The 24,818-nt window shown below is 67.2% G+C and carries 22 protein-coding genes and 4 pseudogenes; 9 read left to right on the plus strand and 17 right to left on the minus strand.

Going from position 1 to position 24,818, the window contains the following annotated elements:
• Positions 1–197 precede the first annotated feature (197 nt).
• The 3 genes and pseudogenes from VLK61_RS11180 to VLK61_RS11190 all read left to right on the plus strand — a co-directional run.
• Positions 198–854, plus strand: a complete 657-nt coding sequence (locus VLK61_RS11180; protein ID WP_325421118.1) for an OmpW/AlkL family protein — start codon at positions 198–200, stop codon at positions 852–854.
• A gap of 18 nt (positions 855–872) precedes the next feature.
• Positions 873–2,225, plus strand: a complete 1,353-nt coding sequence (gene gorA, locus VLK61_RS11185; protein ID WP_325421120.1) for a glutathione-disulfide reductase — start codon at positions 873–875, stop codon at positions 2,223–2,225.
• A 129-nt stretch (positions 2,226–2,354) separates the two neighbouring features.
• Positions 2,355–2,534, plus strand: a pseudogene (locus VLK61_RS11190) (CoA transferase); the annotation flags it as partial.
• Between the two features lie 139 nt (positions 2,535–2,673).
• Here VLK61_RS11190 and VLK61_RS11195 read toward each other — a convergent pair.
• The 13 genes and pseudogenes from VLK61_RS11195 to VLK61_RS11250 form a co-directional block, all read right to left on the minus strand.
• On the minus strand, positions 2,674–3,792 hold the full coding sequence (locus VLK61_RS11195) for an acetyl-CoA hydrolase/transferase family protein (RefSeq protein WP_325421122.1): 1,119 nt from the start codon (positions 3,790–3,792) through the stop codon (positions 2,674–2,676).
• Positions 3,793–4,365: 573 nt separating this feature from the next.
• Positions 4,366–6,222: a GGDEF domain-containing protein gene (locus tag VLK61_RS11200; protein WP_325421124.1), complete on the minus strand. Its 1,857-nt coding sequence runs from the start codon at positions 6,220–6,222 to the stop codon at positions 4,366–4,368.
• Between the two features lie 117 nt (positions 6,223–6,339).
• A complete protein-coding gene (locus tag VLK61_RS11205; protein WP_325421126.1) occupies positions 6,340–6,618 on the minus strand; it encodes a hypothetical protein in 279 nt (92 codons plus the stop codon).
• A gap of 224 nt (positions 6,619–6,842) precedes the next feature.
• A pseudogene (locus tag VLK61_RS32240) lies at positions 6,843–7,028 on the minus strand (restriction endonuclease); the annotation flags it as partial.
• Between the two features lie 162 nt (positions 7,029–7,190).
• Complete coding sequence (locus tag VLK61_RS11210) at positions 7,191–7,685, minus strand: WD40/YVTN/BNR-like repeat-containing protein (RefSeq protein WP_325421128.1); 495 nt, start codon at positions 7,683–7,685, stop codon at positions 7,191–7,193.
• Between the two features lie 17 nt (positions 7,686–7,702).
• Positions 7,703–7,942, minus strand: a pseudogene (locus tag VLK61_RS11215) (DUF1329 domain-containing protein); the annotation flags it as partial.
• A 160-nt stretch (positions 7,943–8,102) separates the two neighbouring features.
• Positions 8,103–9,089 (minus strand): tripartite tricarboxylate transporter substrate binding protein, encoded by a 987-nt coding sequence (locus tag VLK61_RS11220; RefSeq protein ID WP_325421130.1) that lies wholly within the window; start codon positions 9,087–9,089, stop codon positions 8,103–8,105.
• 24 nt (positions 9,090–9,113) lie between these two features.
• Entirely contained in the window at positions 9,114–10,778 is a 1,665-nt protein-coding gene (locus VLK61_RS11225; protein WP_325421132.1) for an amidohydrolase, read from the minus strand.
• Positions 10,775–11,143, minus strand: coding sequence for a cupin domain-containing protein (locus tag VLK61_RS11230; protein ID WP_325421134.1), 369 nt, complete (start codon positions 11,141–11,143; stop codon positions 10,775–10,777). The genes VLK61_RS11225 and VLK61_RS11230 overlap by 4 nt, the downstream gene beginning before the upstream one ends.
• Positions 11,140–12,135 (minus strand): quinone oxidoreductase family protein, encoded by a 996-nt coding sequence (locus VLK61_RS11235; protein WP_325421136.1) that lies wholly within the window; start codon positions 12,133–12,135, stop codon positions 11,140–11,142. The genes VLK61_RS11230 and VLK61_RS11235 overlap by 4 nt, the downstream gene beginning before the upstream one ends.
• 2 nt (positions 12,136–12,137) lie before the next feature.
• Positions 12,138–13,013: a 3-keto-5-aminohexanoate cleavage protein gene (locus VLK61_RS11240; RefSeq protein WP_325421138.1), complete on the minus strand. Its 876-nt coding sequence runs from the start codon at positions 13,011–13,013 to the stop codon at positions 12,138–12,140.
• Positions 13,014–13,058: 45 nt separating this feature from the next.
• On the minus strand, positions 13,059–13,823 hold the full coding sequence (locus tag VLK61_RS11245) for an SDR family NAD(P)-dependent oxidoreductase (RefSeq protein WP_325421140.1): 765 nt from the start codon (positions 13,821–13,823) through the stop codon (positions 13,059–13,061).
• Positions 13,824–13,835: 12 nt separating this feature from the next.
• The gene (locus VLK61_RS11250; RefSeq protein ID WP_325421142.1) at positions 13,836–14,708 is read right to left on the minus strand and encodes a dioxygenase; all 873 of its coding nucleotides are present in this window, start codon (positions 14,706–14,708) and stop codon (positions 13,836–13,838) included.
• A 136-nt stretch (positions 14,709–14,844) separates the two neighbouring features.
• Here VLK61_RS11250 and VLK61_RS11255 point away from each other — a divergent pair, with 136 nt between their 5' ends.
• The 3 genes from VLK61_RS11255 to VLK61_RS11265 all read left to right on the plus strand — a co-directional run bounded on the left by VLK61_RS11255 (position 14,845) and on the right by VLK61_RS11265 (position 17,113).
• On the plus strand, positions 14,845–15,888 hold the full coding sequence (locus tag VLK61_RS11255; RefSeq protein ID WP_325421144.1) for a LacI family DNA-binding transcriptional regulator: 1,044 nt from the start codon (positions 14,845–14,847) through the stop codon (positions 15,886–15,888).
• A gap of 629 nt (positions 15,889–16,517) precedes the next feature.
• Complete coding sequence (locus VLK61_RS11260) at positions 16,518–16,799, plus strand: YlcI/YnfO family protein (RefSeq protein ID WP_325421146.1); 282 nt, start codon at positions 16,518–16,520, stop codon at positions 16,797–16,799.
• Positions 16,796–17,113, plus strand: a complete 318-nt coding sequence (locus tag VLK61_RS11265; protein WP_325421148.1) for a type II toxin-antitoxin system RelE/ParE family toxin — start codon at positions 16,796–16,798, stop codon at positions 17,111–17,113. The genes VLK61_RS11260 and VLK61_RS11265 overlap by 4 nt, the downstream gene beginning before the upstream one ends.
• 193 nt (positions 17,114–17,306) lie before the next feature.
• On the opposite strand, the pseudogene VLK61_RS11270 reads toward VLK61_RS11265, so the two are convergent.
• The 3 genes and pseudogenes from VLK61_RS11270 to VLK61_RS11280 all read right to left on the minus strand — a co-directional run.
• Positions 17,307–17,633 (minus strand): annotated as a pseudogene (locus VLK61_RS11270) (ferredoxin reductase); the annotation flags it as partial.
• Entirely contained in the window at positions 17,630–18,802 is a 1,173-nt protein-coding gene (locus tag VLK61_RS11275) for an ABC transporter substrate-binding protein (RefSeq protein WP_325421150.1), read from the minus strand. The gene VLK61_RS11275 and the pseudogene VLK61_RS11270, both read right to left, overlap by 4 nt.
• Entirely contained in the window at positions 18,799–19,830 is a 1,032-nt protein-coding gene (locus VLK61_RS11280) for an aromatic ring-hydroxylating dioxygenase subunit alpha (RefSeq protein WP_325421152.1), read from the minus strand. The genes VLK61_RS11275 and VLK61_RS11280 overlap by 4 nt, the downstream gene beginning before the upstream one ends.
• A 136-nt stretch (positions 19,831–19,966) precedes the next feature.
• Between VLK61_RS11280 and VLK61_RS11285 the strand changes: the two genes are divergently transcribed.
• Positions 19,967–20,668 (plus strand): TetR/AcrR family transcriptional regulator, encoded by a 702-nt coding sequence (locus tag VLK61_RS11285; RefSeq protein ID WP_325421154.1) that lies wholly within the window; start codon positions 19,967–19,969, stop codon positions 20,666–20,668.
• Between the two features lie 13 nt (positions 20,669–20,681).
• Here the strand turns inward: VLK61_RS11285 and VLK61_RS11290 are convergent, their stop codons facing one another.
• Positions 20,682–21,920 carry a LysR family transcriptional regulator gene (locus VLK61_RS11290; RefSeq protein ID WP_325421156.1) on the minus strand — a complete coding sequence of 413 codons (1,239 nt, stop codon included), beginning with the start codon at positions 21,918–21,920 and terminating at the stop codon, positions 20,682–20,684.
• Between the two features lie 336 nt (positions 21,921–22,256).
• On the opposite strand from VLK61_RS11290, the gene VLK61_RS11295 reads away from it, so the two are divergent.
• Positions 22,257–23,432, plus strand: a complete 1,176-nt coding sequence (locus VLK61_RS11295) for an ABC transporter substrate-binding protein (RefSeq protein ID WP_325421158.1) — start codon at positions 22,257–22,259, stop codon at positions 23,430–23,432.
• A 174-nt stretch (positions 23,433–23,606) separates the two neighbouring features.
• Positions 23,607–24,743, plus strand: coding sequence for a porin (locus VLK61_RS11300; protein ID WP_325421160.1), 1,137 nt, complete (start codon positions 23,607–23,609; stop codon positions 24,741–24,743).
• The last annotated feature ends 75 nt before the right edge of the window (positions 24,744–24,818 follow it).

Consider the following 24,818-nt stretch of genomic DNA (forward strand, 5'->3'; position numbering starts at 1 on the left):
CCCCGTTGCGTGCCGACAGGGCGCCGTGGGCGAGGTGATGAATCGAGACATCGACGACCTGCCGCTGTGCGACCTCTACATGGCCGGCCCACCAGGCCTGGTCGACCATGTGTTGCGTGATCTCGTCGCCACCGGCCGTGCGCAGGCCGACCGCGTGTTCTTCGATCGTTTTTGCTGAACCACAACGGAGACATCATATGACAGCAATGATCAGCGTTGCCGCGCTTGCTTGCCTGCTCGCGGCGACAGGGACTGCCGTGGCGCAAGCGGCGCCCGACCGGGCCAGCCCCTGGTGGCTGCATGCCGGGCCGGTGCAGGTGCAGTTCCACACGAAGGCCGATGTGCGAGTCGGCGGCGCCCCACTGCCTGGCGCCGGCGTCGACGCGAGCAGCAACACCACGCTGGGCCTTGAGATCGGCCACGACATGACGCCGAACATCGCGGCCCGTCTGACCATCGGCGTGCCGCCCACGACCAGACTTTCCGGCACGGGACCGCTGGCAGGCGCGGGTGAGCTCGGTCGCGTGAAGTATGGCCCGGCGGTCCTCTCGGCGACCTGGTCGTTCGATGGGCTGGGCGCGTTCCGGCCGTACCTCGGCGCGGGCGTCAACTACACGATCGCGCTCGAGTCCCCCGATGGGGCGATCACGTCGCTGAAGGTCAAGAACGCATTCGGCAGCGTGCTGCAAGCAGGGTTCGACATGCCGCTGGGTCCGCGCTGGGGACTGTTTGTCGACGTCAAGAAAGTCTTCCTGAAGACCACGGCTGACGGTTGGGTCGGGCCCGCGCCGGCGCATGCATCCGTGCAGCTCGACCCCTTGCTGATCCACGGCGGTGTGAGCTATCGGTTCTGAATCGAGTGAGGGAGCAAATTGACGACTGTCCAGCATTACGAGCTCATTGCCATCGGCGGTGGCAGCGGTGGTCTCGCCGTGACCCAGCGCGCCGCCGAGTACGGCGCACGGACGGCGGTGGTCGAACCCGAACGGCTCGGCGGGACATGCGTCAATGCCGGTTGCGTTCCCAAGAAGGTGATGTGGAACGCAGCTCACCTGATGCAAGGGGCACGCGACGCTTCGGCCTACGCGATCGAGGTGTCGCCACCTCGGTGCGACTGGGCGGAGCTGCGCCGCCGTCGTGATGCGTACATCGCCCGGCTCAACGGCGTCTACGCGCGCAATCTCGACCGACGCCAGGTGGCAGTGCACGTCGGCGCAGCGGCCTTCGTCAACGCACACACGCTGAGCGTCGGCGATCGCTTGCTCACCGCTGACCGCATCGTCATCGCCACGGGCAGTCGACCGTCGCTTCCCGTCATGCCAGGGGCACACCTGGGACTCAACTCGGACGATTTCTTCAAGCTCGACGCCTTGCCCGAGCGGGTCGCCGTCGTGGGCAGTGGGTATATCGCTGTCGAGTTGGCGGGTGTTCTGAATGGGTTTGGAGCCCGGGTCGATCTGCTCATTCGAAAGGATGCCGTGCTGCGCGGCTTCGATCCGATGATCCAGGCCGCGCTGATGCGCGAAATGGGCGGCAGCGGAATCAACATCGTCGGCGGCGTGGTGCCCGCTTCACTGGCGCGCTGTGACGGTGGCGAATACGCCCTGAGCGCGCAGGACGGCCGCCGGTTCGGGCCCTACGACGCCGTCCTCTGGGCGATCGGAAGAGAACCGGTGACCGATCGCCTGGGCCTTCACAACGCGGGCGTGCTGTCGGACCCGTCGGGTTTCATTCCGACGGATGCCTGGCAATGCACCAATGTCCCGCACATCTTTGCGATCGGCGACGTGACGGGACGCAGCGCGTTGACCCCGGTCGCCATCGCAGCGGGGCGCCGCCTCTCGGATCGTCTCTTCGGCGGGCACGACGGACGGCACCTGAACTACGACTGCATCCCCACCGTCGTGTTCTCGCATCCCCCCGTGGGGACCGTCGGGCTCACGGAGCCGGAAGCACGGCAACGCCATGCGCTGGTCACCATCAAGGCCACCAGCTTCGTCTCGATGGTCCACGCGCTCAGCGAGAAGCGCCCGAAGTGCGAGATGAAACTCGTCCTGGCCGGTGAAGCGCAAACCGTGGTCGGTTGCCATATCGTCGGTGACGGCGCAGACGAGATGCTGCAAGGCTTTGCCGTCGCCATCCGAATGGGCGCAACGTTCAGGGACTTTCAGGACACAGTTGCGATTCATCCCACCAATGCAGAAGAGCTGGTGACTCTGCGGTAATGCACCGAACCCCTGGACAAGTGAGGCCCGCCCGCACCCAGCGACGCGTGGTTCTGTCGCAATAGGACGGAGCTGGTAGGCTGGTCTGAACCCGACGAGTGGATGATGACGATGATCGAGGCGCTGCGCGCGCATTGGTGCCAACTGCCGGAAGGCACCGACGCCTGCTTCGCGCCGGTGCTCAGCAGCGCGGAGGCGGCAGCGCATGCGCACAACGTCGCCCGCGGTACCTACGTCGCCGATGAAGCGGGTGGGCTTCAGGTGGCGGCGGCGCCGCGCTTTCGGCCGCTGGTGCCACAGCAACATTAGCTGCTGACTGCAGCGCCGGCAGGGCGCGTTCGATCTTCTTGCTCATGCCTCTTCCTTCGGTTCGCGCATCGCGTCGCCTTTGGCGATCAGGCGCAGCAGCGGCGAGACCAGCGTGGTCCATTTGGCCTTCGTGAAGCCTCTACCCACAGGGGCGATCCAATGATTCCCGATGTTCGGGCGCGGCGATGTCGAGCATCCGACGCATCCGCATCCGCATCCGCATCCGCATCGTCAGCGTCAGCGTCAGCGTCAGCCCCCGCAGGTCGGCGACACCATGCTCGGTCACGATCACGCCAGCGTCGCAGCGGGGCGTCGACACCGGCCCCGAGAGGGCACTGACGATGCGGCTGCGAGTTCCGGCCGTGGCCGGCAACGCGACGACCGGCAGGCCACCGCGGCTCAAGTGTGCCGCACGCAGGAAGTCGGGTGCTCCACCGACCGCGCCGACATAGCGTCCGGCTGCGGTTTCAGCATTGATCTGCCCGGTGAGGTCGACCTCGATTGCGGAATTGAGTGCGACCAGTTTGTCGATTGCTCGCAGTACGTCAGCGCTATGCGTGTAGTCACTGCCACGCAACTGCACCATCGGGTTGCGATGTGCGTGTCGGTACAGCCGCTGGCTGCCGATGAGGAGGCCGGCAACGCTGACGCCTCGGTCGATCGACTTGCGTGCGTTTGTCAATGCGCCCGACTCCGTCAGCGTGACAAGCGCATCGCCCGCAATACCCGTGTGCATGCCGAGGTCGCGACGATCCCGCAGCAGTGACAGGGTTGCCTCGGCGCTGCCACCCAGGCCGATCTGGAGCGTCGCACCGTCGTCGATCAGCGCTGCGACGCGGCTCGCGATCTCCGAGTCCGTGGTGGACAGGGCGGTCTCCGGTGCTTGGAGAGATGCCACGGTCGCGGGCACCAGGAGGTCAATATCTGCGGCCCGCAGCGTGCGCGTGCCATGAGTCCAGGGTACGTCCGGGTAGACCTCGGCGATCACGACACGGGCCGCGTCGGGCGCAGCGGGCAGCAGATCGTTGGCGAGCCCCAGGCGGTAGCGACCATCGTCGTCCGGCGGCGAGACCTGTACCAGCACGACGTCGACCTTCAACGTGCCATTCCGCAGAAGTTTGGGCAGGTGGGAATAGGGGCACGGCATGATGTCGGGCAAGCCTGCGCGCGCCAGCGTGAGCGGCTCGGCGTTGGCTTGGCGCCAGGTGACGGTATCGCCGTCTCGCAGATACGGCGCGAGGTCGGGAACGCTTGTCATGCTCGCCCCTCGTCGAACTGAAGCCGCGACTGTGGGCAGGACCCGGCCATCATCCTGAGGCCGGTCTCGAGCCTGAAGGTGGAGTCGTGGAGCGTGGGCCTCATGCGCCGGCGCTCGTGGCTTGCGCGATCACTCCCTTGTCGAGCAGGCGCCCGAGTTCGGCGCTGCCAAGGCCCAACACGCCGGCGAGTACTTCCTCCGTGTGTTGGCCGAGGCGCGGCGCGGGCTGCGCGGGGCATCGCGGGACATCGCGGGACACCCGAGAAGTCAAGAGGCAAGCCCGGCGCCAGGTAGCGCCCGACGCCCGGCTGCTCCAAGGTCGAGAAGAGCGGCTTGGCCTCCGAGCACGCCGGATCGGATCGCACCAACTCGGAAACCGTCTGATATCGACCCGTTGCTGACACACACGTCCTTGAACTAGGCGCCTCAAAGCGGACCGCGACGGTGCTGTCGCATGGGGCATCACCGAGAACAACGGTGCCCGCTTCACCGGCGACCCGAAGACCCTCGAGCCGAGGTCGCATTGGCACTCCGCGATGCAGATCGGCGCGGCAATCTCGCAGGTGTCGTTCTTTACTCGGTCAGGGGATCAAGAGCCTCCGCCCGGACCAGCCGGTTGCGGCCGGAGGACTTCGCGCGGTAGAGCGCTTCGTCGGCACGGCGGAGGGTTTCCTTCACGCCCGCGCCGGGCTGCAATTCGGCACTGCCCATGCTGCACCTGAGGCGCTGGTCGGCACCCATACCGGGAACCGGGGTGTCCAGCAGGACCTTGCGCAGGCGCTCGAACAGCGCGCAGACGTCCGCTTGCCGCGTCGATGGCAACACCAACAGAAACTCCTCCCCGCCCAGGCGCCCGATTGCATCGTGTTTGCGCAGCACCTGCCGGCAGCATTGCGCGAGGGTGACGAGCGCGGCATCGCCCACTTCGTGGCCGAACTCGTCGTTGACCCGCTTGAAGTGGTCGACGTCCAGCACGGCCAGGCCGAGGGGCATGTCGCCTGAGCGCCGTCCCTTCGCGAAGTCCTGCGCGAGTTCCAGGATGCGGCGGCGATTGGGCAACTGCGTCAGCTCGTCGATCTCGGCCATGATCTTCAAGCGCCGGCGCAGGCGAAGCTGCTGCAACAGGTAGGCCACCAGCAGGCCCAGGATCACCGCGGAGAGCGCCAGGGTCGCAGTCAGCCACGTCTGGCGGGCTTCGGCGGCGATCTGTCGTTCGCGCAACAAGCGGTTCTCGGCTTCGGTGCGGTCGCTGAGGAAGCGCTCGCGGGTCTCGGCGGCGACGCGCCGGTTCTGGCCCTGCTCGCGCACGCGAACCGCGGCGGCATGGGCCAGCGCGGCAGCCACCACGGCAGCCGTGTCCTTGCGTGCCGCGGCGACGTCGAGAGCAACGCGGTAGTAGTCCACGTCGGTGTCGGGGTGGGCCACGCGTTTGCGCAGCGTTGCCGCGTCTTCGAGCTGCCGGCGCGCGGCATCGGGTTCGCGCAGGGCGAGCAGCGCTTCGCTGCGGCCGAGCGCGGCGACGAGCTCCAGCTCGGGGATGCCGGAGCTCGAGAAGACCTCGATCGCTCTCGAGAAGCGCTCGAGCGCCGCCGCCGGGTGACCTTCGTCGAGCTCGATGCGGCCGAGCAGCCGGTCGGCGTAGGCGACGCCGAGGGTGTCGCGGGTCTGTTCGGCCAAGCCGCGCGACAGCTCGGCGTGGCGGCGCGCCTCGGGCCGGCGTTCGGCGGCCAGGTAGGTACCCGCCAGGTTGTGGTGCACGAGCGACGCGAGGCTGCGCTGCTGCTGCTGGTCCACCAGGTTGAGCGCCGTGCGCGACGACTCGATGGCCAGCGCCATGCTGCCCGGATTCTCGGTGTCGCGCTTGTAGGCCCAGCTGAGGTCGGCCAGGGCCATGGCACGCCTCAGCGTCTCGCCGGCCGACTCGTAGTACGCCAGCGCGGCCTGGAAATCCGCCGTGCCCTGGGCGATGCGCCCCGCGTTCAGGTAGACGTCGCCGCGCGCTTGGCGCAGGCGCGCTTCGCACCAGGGCTGGCCGGTACGTTGGGTGCGCTCGATCGCCGCGGCCGCGTTCTTTTCGACCTGGGCGAGAGTCCCGGAGTGATGGTCGTTGTGGACCCGCAGCGTCTCGAGCAGGCACTCGGCGGTATCGTCGCGGCGTGCCTTCGCGGCCCGAATCACCGCCGGCAGCAGCTCGGCCACGCGTTCATCCTCCTCCAGACTACTGGCGGCGGCGATCTGCCGCAGCTGCGCTGCAAATGCCGCATCGGAGGCCGGGGTGGCCGATTTCAGCGTCGCCTCGGCGTGCGCCGCCACCTCGCGCGGGTCGTCGCCGATGGCTCGTTCGATCTCCAGCAGGGCAACGGGAACCACCGCCGCTGCCGCGACGTCCGGCAGCACCAAAGCCAGCGCAAGTGCATACGCGAGACGCATGCCCTGTTACTCGACCGGAACGCGCCGGACTTGAGGCCGCAACGGTCGACGGACGCGTCGAATAGCGCTGACTTGTGTCGGAATCGACGACACATGCCGTCGCCGGTCGGGAGGGTGTCAGAAGGCTGCATCAGCAGCGTCGGCGCTGTAGCCAGACAGGTGCGTCGCGCTGTGTGCGCACAGCGCGCGGGCGTCGGAGAGCAGGAAGTGCATGGCCTCAATCCTTTGACCGCCGACCATCCGTGTGTGCCCTTCGGCCTGGCCTCCTTCTCGTGACCGCCCACCGATCCGACGCAAGGGTTGCAGAGGAGATGCCAGGAAACCGCCATCCACCAACGAATGCAGATGGCCGTCCAGTACCAGCCAGGGAGGTCGGCTGTCGAAGCCGCGCAGCACGGGCGTTAGCTACGCCGCGGGGATATCGCGCGCCCCGCTGTCGCTGGCCGACCCGTTGCGGCCATTGCCGGCGTCAAGCTCGGCGCCCGCGAGCAGACGCTCAACGTAGAGGCGGCCGCGGCTGCGCGGCGGCAAGCCTCCTGTGCTTGGTGGTGGACAATGAGCACCCCGATCCGCCGCGAGGTCCATGTGCTTTGCCGTGCCGCGTCCGGTTGAATGACATGTTAGGGCGCATTCGAGTGCCGACCATACTTGTCCAGCCAGGCGACCACGCCCATGTAGTCAAGCAGATCCAATTTGTGTTGATGCTTTCGGCTGAAGGCATAGGCGTCTCTTGTGAAGCTTGAGGTCGTCACAAGGAGCGCGCTGCTTGCTTCTTCATCACATAGCGTTCCGTAGAGCTGTTTGACAAGCTCGAGCGGTAGTGTCGAGAGGCGTCTCGACCTTCATGTTCGACGGGGTCATTGCTTCTCCGACGGGCCGAGTGAGAGGCGGGACATACCGCGCATCGTGGCCAGCACGAGGCCACCGTCTGCCGACTCGATCAATCACCGCATTGACCGAGGGCAGGTTCAGCTTGCCGTTGCGTTCGAGCCCGCCGGCCCCAGCGCGCGCGACAAGCAGACGCCCGGCCTGATCGACAAGGGCGATACGACCGTCTGCAAGAAGTTGCCCATGGGTGACGGTTCGAAGGAGCGCCCGCCGTCTCGACTCAGGAACAGCGCACCCTGTTCGCCGACCAGCCAGAGCTGCGCCTTCTGCGCGACGATCCGATAGATGTGCTTGTGCTTTCGGTTCGGAACCAGGTGGTCAATCGGCTTCCAGCTCAGTCCACCATCCGCCGTCGACAGGGCCATGCCGAAGGCACCCACGATCAGGCCGTTTTTCGAATCGCTGAAGTGGACATCCAGAAACGGCTTGTCCGGTCCGTCATCCACCAAGCGCTTGGCCTCCGCCACGAGATCGGCTTGCTCGCGTGCGTCGATGCCGGTGCGTGACTCGGCATCGGCCAGCATCAACGCGGCCGCCTGCGCCCATCCAGCAGTCGTTTCCAGGTCGCGCCACATCGCGGCCGGTCTTCACGTCAGCGGGGCCCCTCACCCGCCATCGGGTCCGGCGTGAAGCGCGTCAGTGGCACCTTGGTGCGATCGATGACGCGCTGGTGAAACTTGAAGTTCGGACTGGTCCAGCCGGACAAGGTCGCGGACAAATACACGCCACCCAGCAGGTTATAGACCGACCACTGGTTGTTGCCGTGGGCCAGGGGCGCCTCGGGAAGGATCATCGGCACCGAGATGCCGACCCGCCAGAGCGTGCCTTGTGCATCGTAGCCCTCGTCACGCGCTCAACAGCGTCGGGAAGGCCCTTGTGCCCTGGCGCCGGGCCTTTGGACCTCAACATCGGGTCCCTGCAACAGCGGCGGGTCACTGCCAGTTGTCAGCCCCCAGGACCGGCTCGGGAACGAAGGCTTGCATCGCCTGGCGTCACTCCAGCTTGATGCCCGCCGCCTGCACCAGCTGCGCCGCCGAAGTCGTCTCCTCGTCGAGGTACTTTTCGAAGGCCTGCTGCGCCATCGGCATTGCGTTGGCGCCGAGCTTGTCGAGCCGCTCCTTCACATCGGGTAGCGCCAGCACGCGGGCGACTTCGTCGTGCAGCCTGTCGATGATGGCGCGCGGCGTCCTGGCCGGCGCGAACAGGCCGACCCAGAAGGTGTAGGCCGCGTTGGGCAGGCCGGCCTCAGCAATCGACGGCACGTTCGGCAGTACGGGCGAACGTGCTGCCGTGCCCACCGCCAGCGCCTGCAGCTTGCCGTCCTTGATCAGCGGCAGCGCCGAGACCAGCGGTGCGAAGAACCAGTCCGTGCGGCCGGCGATGGTCTCGGTCATCGCTTCCGGCGTGCCGCGGAAGGGCACGTGCTGCGCGCTGATGCCCGCCGCGACGCGGAACTTCTCGGCATTCATGTGCGTGGCCGAACCATTGCCTGCCGATGCGTAGAACATGCCGGGCTTGGCCTTGGCGCGCGCCACCAGGTCGGCCACGTCCTTGATGCCGTTCGAGGGCGGCACCACCAGCACGTTCGGCAAGCTGGCCAATGGCGTGATGCCGGCCAGGTCCTTCAGCGTGTCGTAGGGCAGCTTCGGGTAGAGCGCCGGGTTCACGACATGGCCCGAGCTGTGCACGAGCAAGGTGTAGCCGTCGGCCGGCGCCTTTGCCACCAGAGCCGCGCCCAGCGTGCCGCCGGCGCCGGGCTTGTTCTCGATGACGACTTGCGTGCCCAGGGCTGAGCCGAGTTTTTCGCCGACCGTGCGGGCCAGCACATCGGTGCCGCTGCCGGCGGTGAAGGGCACGATCAACTTGATCGCGCCGCCTTTGGGCCAGTCGGCCTGCGCCATCGCCGCGGGCCAGGCGGCGCCGGTGACGGTGGCGGCCAGCGTTTGCAGTGCGAGGCGGCGGTCTTGCAGTGTGCTCATTTGAATGTCTCCTGTCGGTGTGGGTCAGCGGTCGAAGGGCTTGGTGGCATGGACCACCTTGCCGCCGACGACCGTTATCAGCGATACGGTGCGGCCAATGCGTTCCACCGGGACGGCGAAGAAGTCCTGGTCGAGGATCGCGAAGTCGGCGAGCTTGCCGAGCTCGATCGAGCCGCGCTTGTTCTCGTCGAAGCTGAACCAGGCGCTGCCTTGGGTGTATAGGCGCAAGGCCTGCTCGCGCGTCGGGATCTCGTCGGCCACGCGCTGCGGCGTGCCGGCCACCGTCCTGCCGTCGAGCAACCATTGCAGTACGACGAAGGGGTTGTACGACGCGACCCGGTGCGCATCGGTGCCGGCCCCCACATGCACGCCGGCCTTCAGCGCCGTCACCACTGGTGGCATGCGCCGTGCCGCGTCGCCGCGAGCCGCGATCTCGCGGTCGCCGCCGTAGTACATCGCCATCTGCATCGTCCAGCCCACGCCCAGCGCTGCCATGCGGGCCAGCGTCTGCGGCGATGCGTTCTCCAGGTGCGCGATGGACCAGCGCAGCGGGGCGATCGGCGTGACCTCGCGGTCGATACGCTCGAACAGCTCGAGCAGCGTGCCCACCGACGTCGCTTCGCTCCAGTGGATGGTCACCGCCAGGCGCTGCTCGGCGGCCCAGCGGATGACGTCGAAGAACTTCGCCCTGGCGTCGTCGTTCGGGAAGTTGTTGTTGTACATGGCCAGCGTGATGCGCTCGCCGATGCCGTTGAACTTCAGCATCTCGTCGCCGAAGCCCATCGGCATCATCTGCGTCGGTGCCTTGAACTCGTCGAGCTCGATGCCGGGCTTCTGCGCGAACAGGTGCCAGGCCACGCGCACCGTCATCGACTTCTCGCGCCAAAGCTGGAACAGCGCCGCGTACTGCGGCGCGGCGATGTTGAAGCCGCCGGTGTCGATGATGCCGGTGACGCCAAGCCGGTTCAGCTCGGCAAAGAACTGGCGCGTACCGTCGACGTTGTCGGCATAGGTCGGCTTCGGCAACCGGTCGAACAGCGCCGAGACAGCGATGATGTTGCCGGTCCACCAGCCGGTGGCGCCGCCCGCGGCATCGCGCTCGACCGTGATGCCGGGTGCCGCACTCGACAGGCTCTCGGTGTTCAGGTTCAGCGCCGCCTGTGCCTTCGGCGTCACCAGCACCGCCGCGTAGAAGAGCTGGATGTAGACCGGGTTGTCGGGCGCCGCGGCCAGCACCTCGGCCAGGGTCGGCCGGCGCTTCTCGGCGAACTGCTGCTCGGTCCAGCCGCCGGCAACGATGAGCCAGCTGCCGGGACGCGAGGCCGCCGACTTTTCCTTCAGCCGCGCCATCGCCTCGGCCACCGTACCGGCACCGATCCAGTTGACTTCGGTCGAGTAGCTGAGCGCAGCCCGCACGCCGTGCATGTGCGAGTCGATCAGACCCGGGATCAGGTTGCGGCCGCCGGCATCGATGCTGCGCGTGCCAGCGCCGGCCAGCCGCTGCACTGTGGCGTTATCACCGACGCCGATGATGCGACCATCGCGCACGGCCAGTGCCTGCGCGACGCTGCCCTTGGCGTCCAGCGTCGTGACCTTGGCGTTGTGCACGATCAGCTCGGCCGGTTGCGCCGCGGCCAGGCCGCCCTGCAACAGCGTCAGTGCCAGCGCCACGATGAATCCAAATCTCATTCTTTTGTCTCCTGCGGAGGCTGCAAGGGCATGGCCAGCAGCACGCGGGCCGGCTGCTGGCTGCGGTTGACGAGCTGTCGTTTTTCGCCCGGTGCGAAGCGACATGAATCGAAGCGGCCGAGCACGGCTTCCTGACGCACGCCGTCGATCTCGCCGATCAGCACCAGCCCGCCTTCGAGCACGACGTAGTGCTTCTCCATCGGCGAGCCGTCCAGCCCGGTATGGCCGCCGGGTGCGATCGTCGAGACGCCCAGCCACAGCTGCTCGGCTGGCCCGGCCTCGCGGCCCTGCAGGCGCTGGCACAGCATGTCGAAGTGGTTCGGCGCGACGTACTCGGGCGCCTGGGCGAAGCGCGTGACGTTCATGCTGGACGCAGCACGATGCGTTGCGGGTCGCCACCGATGACGCGCCGGTAGGCGGTGTGCGCGTCGGCCAGCGCATAGACCGAAGTGGATTCAACAACGAAGGGCCGCAGCGTGCCGGCCTCGAAGCCGTCGCGCATCGCGGCCAGCCGGCTGGCGCTGGCTTGTGCATCGAGTGCCAGCGTGTCGATGCCGACATAGCTGTGCATGCCGCGGTAGAACGCGAAGATGTCGAAGGGCACCGGCCGTTCGACGGTGGCGATCAAGACCTGCGTCGCGCCCTTGGCCATGGCGTGGTTCGCGGCCTCGAAATACGGGCTGCCGACGGTGTTGAAGACCAGATCGACGCCGCGGCCTTTGGTGAGTTCGCGCAGCCGCGTGGCGACGTCCTCGTGCCGCGCGTCGACCACCGTCACCGGTGCCGCGGCGAAGCCGGTGAATTCACCGCCGCGCTGGACCGCGAACACGGTTGCCCCGGCCTGCGCCGCCAGTTGCACTGCCGCCTGGCCAACCTTGCCGTTGGCGCCCATCACTGCGACCGCCTGGCCCCGCTGCGGCTGGCCGCTGCGCCGAAAACCTTCGTAGGCGGTGACGAAGGGCACGCCGACCGATCCGGCTTCATCGAAGCTCAGCCGCTGCGGGCGCTCTTGCAGCGCGGCCACCGGCAGCAGCAGCCAGCCGGCATGCGAGCCGTCGCGCGTGATGCCGATGTCGCCGCCCGACCCCCAGACTTGCCGGCCGATCCACTCGCTCGGGCCGTCGACGACGGTGCCGGCGAAATCGCGGCCGGGCGTGCGTGGAAAGACGGCCTGGGGCATGAGGCCGAGCGCTGCCTTGACATCGCTGGGGTTCACGCCGGCGCTGGCCACGCGCACCAGCGCCTGGCCGAGCGCGGGTCGCGGCGCGGCGACGCGAACGATGGCCAGTTCCAATTCATCGACCGAGGCCGCTTTCGCGAGCACGCGCACCGCCGGCAGGGATTCAAGCTCGGTCATCGTCAGGCCTGCAGTTGCAGCATGGCGCGCACTTCGCGCGAACTGGCGAGTTCACCGCCGAGGTCGCGCACGATGCGTGCGGCCTTGCTCACCAGCTCGGCGTTGCTCTTGGCCAGCACGCCTTTTTCCAGGTAGATGTTGTCTTCGAGCCCGACGCGCACATGGCCGCCAAGCAGCCAGGCCTGGGCCACCATCGGGAACTCGTGCCGTCCGATGCCGAAGGCCGACCAGATGGCGCCCGGCGGCAGCAGCCCGCGCGCGTAGGCCAGCGTGTCGGCGCCGGCGCTGAAGCCGTACTTGACGCCGGTGACGAAGGTCCACAGCCCGGGCCCGGCGAGCGTGCCGTCCTTGATGAGATCGAGCGCGAGGTGGATGTCGCCCGAATCGAAGATCTCCAGCTCCGGCAGCACGCCGGCCTTGCGCATGGCCTGCGCCATCAGCCGCACGTTGCGCGGCGTGTTGATGACGACCTGCGCGCCCGAGTTCATCGTGTTGAGGTCCAGCGAGCAGACATCGGGCCTGATCAGCTCGATGTGGCGCACCCGTTCCAGCGGCGGCAGCAGCGTCGTGCCGGGGCCGGCGACTTTCGGGTCGGCATCGCCGGGCACGAAGCGGCCGCCGGGGCCGGTGGTGAGGTTGATGATCACCTCGCGGTTCTTCGCGCGGATGCGATCGACCACGTCGCGGTAGAGCTCGACGTCCATCGACGGCCGGCCGGTCGCCGGGTCGCGCACATGGATGTGCACCGCCGCCGCGCCGGCTTCGGCCGCGGCGAGGCACTCGTCAGCGATCTGTGCCGGTGTGATCGGCAGGTGCGGTGTCTGCTCGGGCGTGGTGAGGTTGCCGGTGACGGCGCAGGTGAGTAGCGTCTTGGTCATCGTGTTCTTCCTGGTGCAGTGTTCGATGCAGCGCCGGACACTGCACTAGAGATGCCGGCCGCCGTCGACGACGATGCGGGTGCCGGTGGCATAGCGCAGCGTGGTGGCACAGGCCTGCACCGCGGCGGCCACGTCGTCGGGCGTGCCGACGCGGCGCAGCGGCATCGTCGCGGCCGCCTTCACATTGAAATCGGCGCCGCGGCCGGGCACGAAGCTCGAGTCGACGACACCGGGCGACACGGTCAGCACGCGCACCGCCGGCGCCAGCACGCGCGCCAGCGCATCGCCGACGACATCGATGCCGGCCTTGGCGGCGACGTAGGCCAGGTTGCTGCCGCTGCCTGTGAAGCCGGCGATCGACGAGATGTTGACGATCAGGCCGTCGCCCGAGGCCTTCAACAATGGCACGAAGGCGCGGATGGTGGCGATCACGCCGCGGAAGTTGATTCGCAGCATCTCGTCGATCAACTCGTCGCTGAGTGCGTCGAGGTCGGCCGCCGGCACCGGCTCGGTGCGGCCGGCGCTGTTGACCAGCATGTGCACGACGCCGAAGCGCTCGGCCACTGCGCTGGCTGCGGCCTGCAGCGAGCGGCTGTCGAGCATCTCGGCCGCGATCGCAGCATGGCCTGTGCCGGGCAATGCCGCCGCCAGGGCTTCGGCGTCGGCCACGGGCTTGCGCGCATACAGCAGCACGCAGCGCGCGCCCAGCGCGGACAGCCGTCGCGCCGTGGCCAGGCCGATGGCACCGGTGCCGCCGGCGATCACGGCGACGCGGCCGGCAAGGGAGTCGATGGGGGTGAAGTCGGCCATGTCATTCTGGCGTTATGGAATCGGTGGATGCGGGAATACCGTCTCGCCTGGTGCCAGCGTGAAGTCGCGCCGCAGCCGTGCCGGCAATGGGCCGCTGGCCGCCTCGAAGCGGCCGACCAGCGCGGTGGTGACGCCGAACACCGGGTCGCTGTCCAGGTACTCGGTGTTCTCCGGGAAGACCTGGGTGATCAGCACCTTGCAGCCCGGCTTCGAGACCATGAAGTGCAGGTGCGCCGGGCGGAACGGATGGCGCCGTTGAGCGCGCAGCAATTCGCCGCAAGGGCCGTCGGTGGGCACCGGATAGCCGGCGGGGAACACGGTGCGAAAGCGGTAGCGGCCTTCGGCATCGGTGCGGAAGCGGCCACGCAGGTTCATCTCCGGCTGCTGCGGGTCCTGGTTCTCGTACAAGCCCACCGGCGAGGCCTGCCAGACATCGACTTCGGCGCCGGCCAGCGGCCGGCCCTCGGCATCCGCCACCGTACCGCTGACCTCGAGCGCGACACCGGCCGTGCTGTCGCAGGCGATGCTGGCGCCGGCCTCGAGCACCGGCGCATTCGCACGCCAGAACGGCCCGAGCAAGGCCGCGTCTGAATCGTGCCCGCCGGCACCGGGGTTGTTGAGCAGCGCCACCAGCGTCGAGACGCCGAGCAGGTCGGCTGCGAGGATGACCTCGTTCTTGGTCTCGCCGGTGGCCTGGCCGATGCCGACGAGAAAGGCCACCGCACGTTCGAACTCGGCCTGGCTGACCTGGTGCTCGAGCACGAAAGAGTGCAGGTGCGTGGTCAGCGACGCCAGCAACTGGCGCAACCGAGCGTCAGGTGTCTCGGCAAAGGCCGCCAGCACCAGCGGCAGCAGCGATTCAGGGGTGGTGGGCAGCGGACGCATGGGTTCGGGTCTGGTATATCGATGCAATTTCAATGCAACCGGTTGCAAGGAGTTTAAACAGGCACAGGCCGGCTGTCAAACATTGAGCATCAGTGCCGGCTAAGTGCGGTGTTCGACACTGCACTAGCATCACCTCATGACCCGCCCACTGGCCCCGACCATCAACGACCTTGCGCAGCATCTGGGCGTACACAAGAGCACCGTGTCGCGTGCCATGGACCCGGCGCGCCGCCACCTGATCAGCGCCGAGCTGCTGCAGCGCGTGGAGGTCGCCGCGCGCGAACTCGGCTACCGCCCCAACCACGCCGCTGCGTCGCTGTCCACCGGGCGCAGCAAGACCATCGGAGTGCTGCTGCCTGACATCACGAACCCCGTGTTCCCGCCCATCCTGCGCGGGATCGAAGACGCGCTGGCGGCCGAGGGCTACTTCGCGCTGCTGGCGAACACCGACTCCGCGCGCCGCGACGATGCTGCGCACGCCGCCGTGGAGCGCATGCAGGCGCAGCGGGTCGAAGGGTTTCTCGTCGCCACCGCGGTGCGCGACGATGCCTGGCTGGAAGGGCTGCGCAAGAGCGGCGTGCACATCGTGCTCGTCAACCGCACCGATGGCCGCGGCGAGTTGCCGGCGGTGATCAGCGACGACATGTTGGGCATGCGGCTGGCGGTGGACCACCTCGTCGGCCTGGGCCATGCGCGTATCGCCCATCTGGCCGGGCCGGCCGCCTTGTCGACTGGGCTGTCGCGGCACATCGGCTTCGAACAGGCCTTGCGCGCCCATGGCTTGCAGCCCGCGGCGGTGGTGGAGTGCGCCGCCTACACCGTCGACGCCGGTCACGCCGCGATGTCGACGCTGCTGCCGCTGAAGAAGCTCCGCGGCAAGCGCCCGTTCACCGCCGTGGTCGCCGCCAATGACCTGATCGCCCTGGGCGCGCTGCAGGCCTTGCGCGAGCACGGCATCGCGGTGCCGGGCGAGATGTCGGTCGTCGGCCACAACGACATGCCGCTGCTCGACCAGATGAACCCGCCGCTATCGTCGGTGCGGATTCAGCACTACGAGATGGGCTTCCGTGCCGCGCGGCTGCTGCTCGAAGCGCTGCGCGCCACGCCCGGCAGCCTCGGAGCCACCGTGGTGCTGCGACCTATGCTGGTACTGCGCGCTTCGACGGCTGCGCCGAGCTGAACGCAGGCGATTGAGTACCAGCGCGCACTGCAGCGCCAGCGGCACCTCGAGCCGAGTGATGCGGACCAAGGGCTTGCCGTTACGCGAGACCCGGGCGCAGTGCCGCCACTTCGGGCCTGCTGCCTGTTGCCAGAGGCAGGTGCTTACGCTCCTGGCATAGAGCAAGGTTGCCGCGTGCAACGAACTTCAGTCCAACCGGGCGTGTCGTTCCGCCGATCTGCGATCGCTTCATGAAAGCGTCCGGCGGACCAGAGCGCGCCGCACGATTGAGGACGGCGCGCACGATTTCGTGGCTGCGATTGATCGGCGTGGCGATAAAGGTCGGGCCGAGGCGCACGCAGATACGCGTGCCGCGGTGGAGCTTGTCGATGAGCTAGTTGCCGTCAGTGTCGATGGTGATGCCGGGGGTGCGGGTCGCGGCCCTGAGAGGCCTCCTTTCGGGCGAGAGGAGGAACGATGACGAGCGGCGACGGGTGGTGCAAGCCCGGCGCCGTGGGAGACCCACTGATCCATTGCGTGATGCTGATCAGAGACCCTGGAGCTGGCGCGGGCCTTCTCGCTTTCGCACGGTGCCGTGCACATGCGCGAACGAACTCTGTCATGCAGCGCAATTGCGCTACACTTCCCCGATGAAGACCGCCACCATTCCGTCCGTTCGTGTCGACCCCGAACTGCGGGCTGAAGTCGAGTCGCTGCTGGGCGAGGGCGAAACGCTCTCCGAATTCGTCGAGGCCTCGGTTCGCGCGAGCGTGCAGCGCCGTCGTGTCCAGGCGGAGTTCGTTGCGCGCGGCCTGCGCTCGCGCGACGACGCGCGCCGTACGGATGAGTATGTCGACGCAGCGGTCGTGCTCGATCAGTTGCAGCGCAAGCTCGACGCTGCGCGCGTCCGCATGGCAAAGACCAAGAAGTGAACTTCGGGGTTCGCCTCACCCGCGATGCCGAAGCCGATCTGGATCGACTCTTCGATTTCATTCTCGAGCGAGAGCTTGCGCGCGACGGTGGTGACCTGGCACTTGCAGAGCAGGCGCTGTCAGCCATCCGAGCCGGCATCGACACGCTGAAGACTTCCCCCTTCACGTGCCGCAAGGCGGGCCGCAGCCCCTTCTTGCGCGAGTTGATCGTCTCTTTCGGGCGTTCGGGCTACGTCGCGCTGTTTGAAATTGAGAATAGCGCGACGGTGACCATCCTGGCAGTGCGTCACCAGCTCGAAGAGGACTATCACTGACTGAGCCCATTGCCGAAGGGACCGTGAAGGCACCTGACGTAGCGCGACAGTACATGACAGAGGAGGGCTTGGACAGGCGGCTCGGTCAGAATGTCAATGAAATCATGCACTTGGCGGTGCAGAAAAAGCTACGAAGCAGTCGTTGGCGGCCTGCTCGTGTGGCGTCAGGTACATGTCGCGGTGCTCGGGCTCGCCGTACGCCGTCGCAAAGCGGGAAGTGGTTCTTCGGCGGGCTGATGAGCAGCAGGTTGCCTTCGTGGACCTGCTCGTGCATTGCTCTCGACCCGCCGCGCGAGGCCGGATCCTTCAGCACGCCGATCACGTAGCGGTGGTTCTCGGTCGGGTCGTTGCACAGCGAGTATTGGCGCGTCAGCCCGTTCGATAGGCCGACGTCGATGTGCGATCCAGCGGCGAAGGCGGGCAGCGCGCCGCCGTCCGCACTGACGAGCTCGAAGCTGCAGATGTCGACCGCTTCGATGTGCTTGCGTGCGACGCGGACACTGAGCGCCCGCGGTGTCATTTCAGCGGGCATTGCTCGTGGTATGCGTCGACCAGACCCTTCAGCGGCGTCGCGATCGTCTTCAGCGTGAACCGGCCGGCTTCGTCCCGCACGGTTTCCATGATGTGCATGTCGTGGATCGGGAAGTTGTTGTGGTTGAACTTGAACGATCCGCGTACCGATGCGAAGTCGGCGGCTTTCATAGCCGTCATGAACGCGCGCTTGTCCACCATGCTGCCTTTGACCTTCGCGATCGCCGAGTCGAGCAGCATCCCGGCGTCGTAGCTCTGGGCTGCGTAGTTGGACGGGATACGCTTGTACTTGCGCTCGAAGTCGGCGACGAACTGTTTGCTGGCAGCGTTCGGGAAGTCGGGTGCCCAGAAGCCACCGCTGACGACGCCGATGGCCGATTCCTTCAGCGCCGGCAAGGTCGTGGCATCGACGATGAAGGTCGACAGCAGCGGCGTGCTCTTCAGCAAGCCGGCCTGCTGGAACTGCCGCGAGAACGTGACGCCCAGGCCGCCCGGGTAGAACGCGAACACCGCATCGGGTTTCGCCGCGGCGACCTGCGTGAGCTCGGCCGAGAAGTCGAGTTGATTCAGCGGCGTGTACATCTCGTCCAGCAGCGGCTTCTTGTAGTGCCGCTTCAGCCCGGCGATGACGTCTTTGCCGGCCTGGTAGTTCGGCGCCATCGCGGCGATGCGCTGGTAGCCCTTGTCGGCCGCGTACTTGCCGACCGCTTCGGCGGCCTGGTCGCCCTGCCACGAGACGATGTACTGGAACGGCGAGCACTGCGGCCCCGCGATCTGCGACGGCCCGGCGTTCGAGCCGACGAGGAAGACTTCCTTGTCGGTCACGTATTTATGCACCGACAGCATGATGTTCGAGAACGACACGCCGGTGATGATCGACACGTTGTCCTTCTCGATCAGCTTGCGCACGGCCTGCGTCGCGACTTCGGGCTTCAGCTGAGTGTCTTCCTTCAGCACCTGCACCGGCACGCCGCCGAGCTTGCCGCCGTTGCGTTCGACCACGAGCATGAAACCGTCGTACTGGTCTTGCCCGACGGAGGCTTGGGGCCCGGACAGCTCGCCGATGAAGCCGATCTTGAGCGGCGCCTGGCCGAAAGCCGCAGTCGCGATCCCGAAGGCGGATGCCGCGGCGAGTGCGGCGGCTTTGAAGCGGGTCATGTGGTCTCCTTTTCTTGGGTAATGAGGCGCTCGATGGTTCGGCGCATGCGCACCGGGCCGGCGTCGATCGCGAGCAGCACCGGCTTCATGCCCCACAGATCCTGGTCGCCCACGACGCGTTGCTGCGCATCGACGATGGGCTTGTCCTGCTCGGCGAACGCGATGCGGCGCAGCCGGGCCAGCTCGGCATCGGTCGCCGGATCGGAGACCGAGCCGGGCGGGCGTGCCGATGCGAAGTGGTAGTGAGTCGTGCGGCTCGTCTCGGGCGTAAGCAAATGGATGCCGTAGTACCAGCCCATCACCTCGCGCTCGCCGCCCGGCGCCTTCACGCCGGCGTCGAGCAGGTAGCAGCTCGGCGGCACCCAGCGCATGTTCTGCCAGGCATCGACCGGCTGGCCGTCCTGGCGGAACAGCATGTCGAAGACCGCGGGCACGTCGACGTTCGGCATGTGGCGGTCGACGTGCAGCACGTCGTTGTCCTCGCGCACCGCCGGCAGGGTCTCGACCATCTGCGGGCTGCCGATCAGACCGTCGTGCAGGTAGGCCACGTGGCTCAGGTCGAGGAGGTTCTCGCCCATCAGCACGTAGTTCGCCTCGATGTGCACGTGGCCGCGCGTCAGGTGGAAACCCGAGTCGGCGTCGAGCATGGCGTAGTCGGGAATCCGGGAAGCGTCGGCCTCGCGTTCGCCCATCCAGATCCAGAGGATTCCGTGGCGGTCCGCCACCGGGTAGCTGCGCACCTTGGCTGCGGCCGGGATCTTGCCGTCGCCGTGCGGGTTCTTGACGCATCGGCCGCTGCAGTCGAATTGCAGTCCGTGGTAGCAGCACTCGATGACCTCGCCCTTCAGGCTGCCGAGGTGCAGCGGAATGAAGCGGTGCGGGCAGCGGTCGTACAGCGCCGCGGGCGCCCCGTCGGGCTTGCGGAACAGCACGACATCCTCGTCGAGCAGCTTGCGGTGGAAGAGCTGGCCGGGTCGCACGTCCTCGCTCCAGCAGGCCACGTACCAGGCGTTGCGCAGGAAGGCCATGTTGTCTCCTTGTCTCGTTCGATGGCCTACATGATAAGAAACAGAGAGAGCACTCTGTTTGTTAGTTGACGAATGTGCAGGGTCATTGCCGGCGCCGGCCTACACTGCGGAACCGATGCCTCGCCTGCCTTCCGCCATGCCTTCGCCCTCCGCCAAGTCCGCGTCGGTCGCCGCACCTGCGAAGCGCCGCACGCAGGAAGACCGCACCCGCGAGGCGCGCCTGCGCCTGCGCGAGGCGACGATTGCCGTGCTGGTGGAACGGGGCTATGCGGGGCTGACGACGAAGGAGGTCGTCGTCCGCGCCGGGGTCTCGAACGGCGCGCTGATGCACCACTACGCATCGAAGATGGAACTGGTCATCGACGCGACGGCTGACATCTACGAGGCCGCGATCGAGCGCGGCCAGCGCATCGCGCGCACGCCGGCAGCGCACCGCGATCCGGTCGGCGGCTTCATCAAGGACTGCATGAGCGTCTACTTCGAGTGGCCCTTCATCGCCGCGCTCGAAGTGCTGATGGTCGCGCGCACCGACACCGAGCTGATGCCGCAGATCCTGCCGGTGATGCAGCGCTACCGCAGCTTGACCAACGAGCTCTGGCTCGAGGTCTTCGTCGACACGGGCGTGCCGCGCCCGCAGGCCGAGACGGTGCTGAACCTGACGCTGAACCTCGTGCGCGGCATGGCCGTCAACAGCATCTGGCAGAAGGACATGAAGTCCTACAAGGCGCAGCTGTCGCAGTGGGCCGAGGTGGCCCGCGGGATGCTGTCGCGTCCGGGTAGGCCCGCGAGTCCCTCGCAAACCGGCGACAACAGCCGGGCCGCATCGACCCGGGTGTAGACGAGCGCATTCGTCAACGCGCCGCATCGGGTACGGCGGTTCGACACGCCTCAAGGAACAGCCGCAGGTCATGCGAGGGCTCGCCCATCGCCCGAGTCGCCACGCCGATCCGCCGCATCGTCGACGGCAGCTCGAGCGGCACGATGCACAGCTGTCCACCGTGGTTGTCGACCAGGGCTTGCCCACGCGAAGCGATTGCCAGCCGGCCGGTCTGCATGACGAACGAGAGCGTGAGTGCAGGGCTGCTGGCCTGAAGGCCGCTGGCCGGTGCAAGCAATCCTTGGGATCGAAAGACTTCGCGGAGTGCCCGGTCGGCAGGCGTGCCGGGAAGCGGAATCACCCAGTTCCACTGCAGGAGATCGCTCAGGCCTTTCAGTTCACGCTGCAGACACGGGTGGCCGGCCCGGGCGACCACCACGAGATCGTCGTCGAAGAGGTGAAGTTGCCGTATCTCGCTGGCCGGCACATCCGCCCGCAGGGCGCCAGCAATGGCGTCCACATCGGCGCTGAGCACTTGCCGTACCAGGCTTTCGTAGGTTCCGTCGACGATCTGGATGTCGATGTTGGGATGAATGGCGAGCAGGGCATCGACCGCTCGCGGCAAGAAGATCGGGACGGACAGCGGCAGAACCCCGACGACGATTCGGCCGCGAATCTCGCCTCTCCAGGCTGCGATGTCGCCTTCCATGGCGCGGACCTCCGCCATCGCCAGCTTGACACGCCGCAACATGGCCTCGCCGGCCGGCGTGAGCCTGGTCCCGGATATCAGCTTGTAGAAGAGACGAATGCCCAATAGATCTTCCAGGCCCTGGAGAGCGGCATGCACGGCGGGCTGTGTGACGCCGAGCGACTGGGCGGCGCGAGTCTCGCTGCCGCCGGTGGCGATGGCCACCAAGGCGCGGAGCTGCCCGGGCGACACCACCGCGGGGAAGCGGTCGGGTGGCGGTGGTGACCGACTCGCTACCGGAGCGGCAGCGGCGCACTCGGTCGCGCCCAAGGTCAGGTGCTGGAACACGGCTTCTGCCCGCGCGGCAAGGCGTGCGCCGGGCGGTGTGGGTGCCATTCCCTTGGTCGCACGGGAGAACAGCGCGAGCCCGCAGGCCTTCTCGAGTTCGATGATGGATCTGGCCACGGCCGGCTGCGAAATGTGGATCGCCTCTGCCGCGCGCACGGTGCTGCCGTGTCGTGATACCGCCAGCACGGCCCGCAGCGACTTGATGTACGCCAGCAGGGGCGGCGCGGTCTCGCCCATCGGTCTCGTCTGGACCTGAAGGTCTTCCGATGTCTCACGCATTGCGTCGCCCTCTGATCGCGCCGAATTTGGCATAGCCGAGTGCCTCCGAGTCCCAGGAGTGTCGTCTCGGGTTAACCCGGGTGTCATCAGCAGAAAGCATAGCCTCGGGAACGACTCGCATTGGCCGAGAAAGGCTGAAAGTGAAATCCTTCGTCTCGTGCCCGGCAAGGTTTCGATTCGCTTCGTGCTGCATCGCGACCTTCGAGCCGAGGGCCCCGACTTTGCGTCGACGAACACGCGAGCGATCGGTCCCACCGATCGCCGACTCGAGAAATAACCCACTGGAGACAAACGATGAATCGTCCGACGAGCCGCCGAATGCTGATCGCAGCCCTGATGGGTACCGCGGTGGCCATGCCTGCCCGGTCGCAGCAGGAGCCGGTCAAGATCGGTCTGGTCCTTCCGATGAGCGGCCCCTTCGCCTCCACCGGGCGCCAAATCGATGCTGCCGTGCGGCTCTACATGGCGCAGAACGGCAGCACAGTTGCTGGGCGCAGGGTCGAAGTGCTGTTGCGCGATGACGCCGGGGTCGCGGACAACACGCGGCGCCTGGTCCAGGAAATGATCTCCAACGACAAGGTCACGGTGCTCGCGGGCTTCGGCCTGACGCCGCTGGCCTTGGCGGTGGCGCCGATGGTCAGCCAATCCAGGACGCCAGCGGTGGTGATGTCGGCGGCAACTTCCTCCATCGTCGCGGCGTCGCCTTACTTCGTGCGCACCAGCGTCACGCTGGCGCAGACGGCGAGCACGATGGCTGAATGGGCGAGCAAGAACGGCATCAAGAACGTCGTCACGATGGTGACCGACTACGGCCCCGGTCTGGACGGCGAAAAGGCGTTCAAGGATCGCTTCGAACTCAACGGCGGCAAGGTCCTCGAGGCGCTGCGAGTCCCGCTGCGCAGCCCCGACTTCGCGCCCTTCCTACAGCGTGCACGGGATGCGTCGCCCCAGGCCATCTTCGCCTTCGTGCCCTCGGGTGCGGGTGCCGTGCTCCTCAAGCAATTTTCCGAGCGGGGCCTCGACAAGGCCGGCATCAAGCTGATCGGGGACGGCAGCGTGACCGATGACGACCAGTTGCCGGAGATGGGTGACTCGGCGATCGGCGCGATCACCGCTTTCCACTATTCCGCGGCGCACAAGAGCCCCACCAACCAGAAGTTCGTGGAAGCCTTCAAGGCCGCGAACAAGGGCCTGCGCCCCAACTTCATGGCGGTTGGCGGGTGGGACGGCATGCGGGTGATCTACAAGGCGCTCGAAACCAGCAAGGGGCAGGGTGGTGACGCGCTGCTGGACGGCATGAAGGGCCAGACCTTCGAGAGCCCGCGCGGACCGTTACTGATCGATGCCCAGACGCGCGATGTCGTCCATGACATCTACGTGCGCCGCGTCGAACGGGTGGGCGGCGAGCTCTACAACGTCGAGTTCGAAACCTTCAAGAGCGTGAAGGATCCCGGCAAATCGACGAAGTAGGCGCGCAGCGGCAATCGCCGCCCGCCGCCTCGTGGTGACAGGCATCGCCTGCACGATTTCTGCCCCTTGTTCAAGTGCGCGCCTACCGGAGTGGCGGGACTGCGCACGTCAACGAATCACGCCGCTCCTCATTCACATCGCACAAGTTGAGGCAAACAAGTGGAGACAAGAATCATGAAATGCATTCTGGCGTCTGTTGGACTGGCTGGCCTTGCCATCGGCGCACAAGCACAGACGGCCCCGGCGAGTTCATCGGTGACGATCTACGGCATTGCCGACCTCGGTGTCGAGCGACTGACGAATGTCGGCGCCGGTGGCGGCAGCCTCACGCGCATGCCAGGACTCACGGGCTCGCTGCCGTCACGGCTGGGCTTTCGCGGCAGCGAAGACCTCGGCGACGGGCTGAAAGCCATCTTCGCCCTCGAGATGGGCATCGGACTGGATGCGGGCACGCACAACCAGGGCGGCCGTGGGTTCGGCCGCCAGGCCTTCGTCGGTCTGTCCGGTCCCTGGGGCAGCGTGACGCTCGGACGCAACTACTCGATGCTGTACTGGGGCGTCTTCGATGGCGATCTGCTCGGCCCGAACGCATTCGGCATCGGCAGCCTCGACAGCTACGTTCCGAACACGCGCGTCGACAATTCCATCGCCTACCGAGGAACCTTCAGCGGTCTGACGGTGGGTGCGACGTACAGCTTCGGGCGTGATGCCGTCAATGCGGGTCCCAGTCCGGCTGGAACGAACTGTGCCGGCGAGAATCCGCTGGACTCCAAGGCGTGCCGTGAATGGTCGGGTCTGCTCAAGTACGACGCGCCTGCCTGGGGGGTGGCGCTCGGCGTCGACGAAATCCGCGGCGGTACCGGCGCCTTCGCAGGTCTCGTGCGCAGCGATCTCACCGACCGGCGCATCACGCTGAACGGCTACGCGAAGCTGGGATCGCAGGTCAAGCTCGCCGCCGGGGTGCTGCGCCGCGACAACGATGCGGCCGCCGCCGCCTCGGCCACGAACGGCGCCACGTCGCGCAGCAACATCGCGTGGTTCGGCGCGTCCTGGTCGCCCGCAGGGACCCTGTTCACGCTGGACGGGCAAGTGCAGCGAATCGACTTCGCCGGCGGTGGTGACAAGTCGACGCTGAGCGTGATCCGCGGCTTCTACAACCTCTCTCGTCGCAGCGCGGTCTATCTGCAGGCCGGGCACATCAGCAACGGTTCGCGGCTGGCGTTCGGCGTCAGCTCGGCCCAGGCCGGTGGCGCCCCGGTGGCGGGCAGTTCGCAGAACGGCGTCATGGCCGGCATCCGCCACATCTTCTAACGCGGTTCTAACGCGGACTCCGGCGAACAAGACAACCCGACAACTTCGGAAAGACATCATGACTCGACTCCATTC

The sequence above is a fragment of the Aquabacterium sp. genome, assembly GCF_035476535.1.
Lineage (GTDB): Bacteria > Pseudomonadota > Gammaproteobacteria > Burkholderiales > Burkholderiaceae_C > Pseudaquabacterium.

Excerpts from the sequence above, each read along its gene's own strand:
- VLK61_RS11180 (WP_325421118.1), top strand. The coding sequence starts at position 198 with ATGACAGCAATGATCAGCGTTGCCGCGCTTGCTTGCCTGCTCGCGGCG.
- VLK61_RS11195 (WP_325421122.1), bottom strand. The coding sequence starts at position 3,792 with ATGACAAGCGTTCCCGACCTCGCGCCGTATCTGCGAGACGGCGATACC.
- VLK61_RS11200 (WP_325421124.1), bottom strand. The coding sequence starts at position 6,222 with ATGCGTCTCGCGTATGCACTTGCGCTGGCTTTGGTGCTGCCGGACGTC.
- VLK61_RS11210 (WP_325421128.1), bottom strand. The coding sequence starts at position 7,685 with ATGTGGCGCGACCTGGAAACGACTGCTGGATGGGCGCAGGCGGCCGCG.
- VLK61_RS11220 (WP_325421130.1), bottom strand. The coding sequence starts at position 9,089 with ATGAGCACACTGCAAGACCGCCGCCTCGCACTGCAAACGCTGGCCGCC.
- VLK61_RS11225 (WP_325421132.1), bottom strand. The coding sequence starts at position 10,778 with ATGAGATTTGGATTCATCGTGGCGCTGGCACTGACGCTGTTGCAGGGC.
- VLK61_RS11230 (WP_325421134.1), bottom strand. The coding sequence starts at position 11,143 with ATGAACGTCACGCGCTTCGCCCAGGCGCCCGAGTACGTCGCGCCGAAC.
- VLK61_RS11235 (WP_325421136.1), bottom strand. The coding sequence starts at position 12,135 with ATGACCGAGCTTGAATCCCTGCCGGCGGTGCGCGTGCTCGCGAAAGCG.
- VLK61_RS11240 (WP_325421138.1), bottom strand. The coding sequence starts at position 13,013 with ATGACCAAGACGCTACTCACCTGCGCCGTCACCGGCAACCTCACCACG.
- VLK61_RS11245 (WP_325421140.1), bottom strand. The coding sequence starts at position 13,823 with ATGGCCGACTTCACCCCCATCGACTCCCTTGCCGGCCGCGTCGCCGTG.
- VLK61_RS11250 (WP_325421142.1), bottom strand. The coding sequence starts at position 14,708 with ATGCGTCCGCTGCCCACCACCCCTGAATCGCTGCTGCCGCTGGTGCTG.
- VLK61_RS11255 (WP_325421144.1), top strand. The coding sequence starts at position 14,845 with ATGACCCGCCCACTGGCCCCGACCATCAACGACCTTGCGCAGCATCTG.
- VLK61_RS11260 (WP_325421146.1), top strand. The coding sequence starts at position 16,518 with ATGAAGACCGCCACCATTCCGTCCGTTCGTGTCGACCCCGAACTGCGG.
- VLK61_RS11275 (WP_325421150.1), bottom strand. The coding sequence starts at position 18,802 with ATGACCCGCTTCAAAGCCGCCGCACTCGCCGCGGCATCCGCCTTCGGG.
- VLK61_RS11280 (WP_325421152.1), bottom strand. The coding sequence starts at position 19,830 with ATGGCCTTCCTGCGCAACGCCTGGTACGTGGCCTGCTGGAGCGAGGAC.
- VLK61_RS11285 (WP_325421154.1), top strand. The coding sequence starts at position 19,967 with ATGCCTTCGCCCTCCGCCAAGTCCGCGTCGGTCGCCGCACCTGCGAAG.
- VLK61_RS11290 (WP_325421156.1), bottom strand. The coding sequence starts at position 21,920 with ATGGGCGAGACCGCGCCGCCCCTGCTGGCGTACATCAAGTCGCTGCGG.
- VLK61_RS11295 (WP_325421158.1), top strand. The coding sequence starts at position 22,257 with ATGAATCGTCCGACGAGCCGCCGAATGCTGATCGCAGCCCTGATGGGT.
- VLK61_RS11300 (WP_325421160.1), top strand. The coding sequence starts at position 23,607 with ATGAAATGCATTCTGGCGTCTGTTGGACTGGCTGGCCTTGCCATCGGC.